Source organism: Micromonospora sp. KC606 (assembly GCF_004348675.1).
Taxonomy (GTDB): domain Bacteria; phylum Actinomycetota; class Actinomycetes; order Mycobacteriales; family Micromonosporaceae; genus Micromonospora.
The window spans coordinates 1-2,710 of record NZ_SMKN01000364.1; the positions used below are offsets into that span (position 1 = coordinate 1).

Genomic DNA, 2,710 nt, shown 5'->3' on the forward strand with positions numbered 1-2,710 from the left:
GCGCGGACGCGCCGGACCCCCGCCGCCGCGTGCGGGTCAGCCACGCCGATTAGGCTGGCCGGCATGAAGGTAGCTCCGCGGTTCGGCGCCGGTCACCGTGTCCTCGTCACCGGCGGCGCCGGTTTCGTGCCGTCCCACCTCGTCGACGCCCTGACGGGTCGGGGCTGCGCGGTGGTGGTGCTCGACAACTTCGTCACCGGCACCAAGGAGAACATCGCGCACCTGCTCGACACACCCACCTTCACCCTGGTCGAAGCGGACATCTCCGACGGCCTGCCGGCCCATCCGGCGCTCGCCGAGCGGTTCGACGCCATCCTGCACATGGCCTCCCCGGCCAGCCCGACCGACTTCGAGAAGCTGCCGGTGGAGATCCTCCGGGTCGGTTCGGTGGGCACCCTGCACCTGCTGGAGCGCGCGCTGGCCGACGGCGCCCGGTTCCTGATGGCCTCGACCTCCGAGGCGTACGGGGATCCGAAGGAACACCCGCAGCGCGAGACGTACTGGGGCAACGTCAACCCGATCGGGGTGCGGGCCGTCTACGACGAGGCCAAGCGCTTCTCCGAGGCGGCCACCATGGCGTACCACCGGAGCCGGGGGCTGGACGCGGCGATCGTCCGGATATTCAACACGTACGGGCCGCGGATGCGCCCCGACGACGGCCGGGCGATTCCCACCTTCATCTCGCAGGCGCTGCGTGGCGAGCCGCTCACCGTGCACGGCACCGGCAACCAGACCCGCTCCATCTGCTACGTCGACGATCTGGTGCGTGGCATCCTGCTGCTGCTCGACTCGACCGAGACCGGCCCGATCAACTGCGGGACCGAGCACGAGATGAGCATGCGGCAACTGGCCGAGACGATCGTGTCACTGTGCGGCAGCACCTCACAGGTGACGTACATCACGCGCAGCGCGGACGACCCGGAGATGCGCCGGCCGGACCTGACTCTCGCCCGGGAGCTGCTGGGATACGAGCCCACCGTGTCGCCCGAAGAGGGCCTCCGACGCACGATCGCCCACTTCCGCGGCCGCCTAGGGTAACGCCTTTCGCGCCGCGCGGGACAGACCGGCGATTCGCCTTCGGGCATCTTTCGACACCGCTACGTACGCTGAGGTGCATGTCCGCGACATCGTCTGCCGGCGTCCCCCTGCCGCACCTGCACCGCAGCTCCGGACGCGCCTCCGTATCCGGCTCCGACGGTGGTGCCACCGGGCGCGCTCGGCAGTCCGACGCGCAGTGGTACCCCACGTACGGCGACGAGCAGCCCGGGCACGGGGGGCCCGGCGGCCCGGGCTCACCGCCCGGCCGGGGCGGTTCCGGCGGCTCCGGACAACGGGGGCCGCGACCGCGCTGGCGGCGGATCGGCCTCGTCGCCGGCATCGCGGTGCTGGTCCTGGCCCTGCTCGGGGGCGGTGGAGCCTGGCTCTACGCCAACAACCTCAACAGCGGCCTGGCCCGGACGGACCCGTTCGCGGAGATCACCGGCGGACGGCCGGCGAAGGCGGTCAACGGCGCGCTGAACATCCTGATGGTGGGTTCGGACTCGCGTGACCCGGACGCGCCGGTGGACCGGCAGAGCCAGTGGCGAGCCGACACGATCATCGTGATGCACATCCCGGCCGACCACCAGTCGGCCTATCTGGTCTCCATCCCGCGCGACCTGTACGTACCGATTCCGGAGAGTGCGGGCGCGGAGTGCGGCTCCGGCCAGCGCGCGAAGATCAACGCGGCCTTCGCGTTCGGTGGCCTGCCCCTCGCGGTACGCACCGTGGAGTGCTTCACCGACGTGCGGATCGATCACGTGATGGCGATCGACTTCGGCGGCTTCAAGGAGGTCACCGACGCTCTCGGCGGCGTGGATCTGAAGGTGGAGCGGAGCATCACCTCGATCCACAAGCCGTACCGGAAGTTCACCAAGGGCACCATGCACATGGACGGTGCGACGGCGCTGGACTGGATCCGCCAGCGCAAGCAGTTCCCGGACGGCGACTTCGCCCGGATGCGGCACCAGCAGGAGTTCCTGCGCGCCCTGATGGACAAGGCGGCGAGCACGGGGACACTCACCAATCCGAAGAAGCTGAACGACTTCCTCCAGTCGGTGACGGACGCGGTGACCGTGGACAAGCAGTTCTCGCTGGCCGACATGGCGTTGCAGTTTCGGAACCTGCGTGGCGATAACCTGACCTTCCTCACCAGCCCGCACTCGGGCAGCGACACCATCAACGGCGAGTCGGTGGTGGTGTCCGACCGGGAGAAGGCGCTGGCGATGTACCGGGCGATGTCGGCGGACACCATGGCCCAGTGGGTCGCGGCGAACAAGAACCCGGACACCGGGAGCAACTGACCGAGCGCCGCCGGCGGCTGTCGCCGGGGGCCGCCGGCGGCAGCCTTCGTCGAGCAGACGCCGGCTGGCGGTCCGATGGTCGATGTCTGCCGGCGGATCTCGGCGGGTGTCGTCAGAGGTGCGTTCCCCGATGGCTAGATCATCGTCAGCCAACCACCGTGCGTACGCGTTTCCTCATCCGTTCGGACGAACCACCGCCGCAACTGTGCGAATAGTTGGGAATTGAGTGTGTGACTATCTCGCCTTCACGGGAAGCGTTACGTAAAGTGGTCCCGCCCCCCGATCACGCGAGCTGGAGCACGCATGCCGGTTCAGACCAGCCCCCGCCCCACGTCGCTGGATTCCGACCCCCACGCACGGTCCTCGGC

2 protein-coding genes are annotated in these 2,710 nt (G+C 69.4%); both read left to right on the forward strand.

Annotated features, from left to right (window positions below):
• Nucleotides 1-63 precede the first annotated feature (63 nt).
• Nucleotides 64-1,038 (forward strand): NAD-dependent epimerase/dehydratase family protein, encoded by a 975-nt coding sequence (locus tag E1193_RS30970; protein WP_132186671.1) that lies wholly within the window; start codon nt 64-66, stop codon nt 1,036-1,038.
• Between the two features lie 77 nt (nt 1,039-1,115).
• Nucleotides 1,116-2,342, forward strand: coding sequence for an LCP family protein (locus tag E1193_RS30975; RefSeq protein WP_132186672.1), 1,227 nt, complete (start codon nt 1,116-1,118; stop codon nt 2,340-2,342).
• Nucleotides 2,343-2,710: the final 368 nt, after the last annotated feature.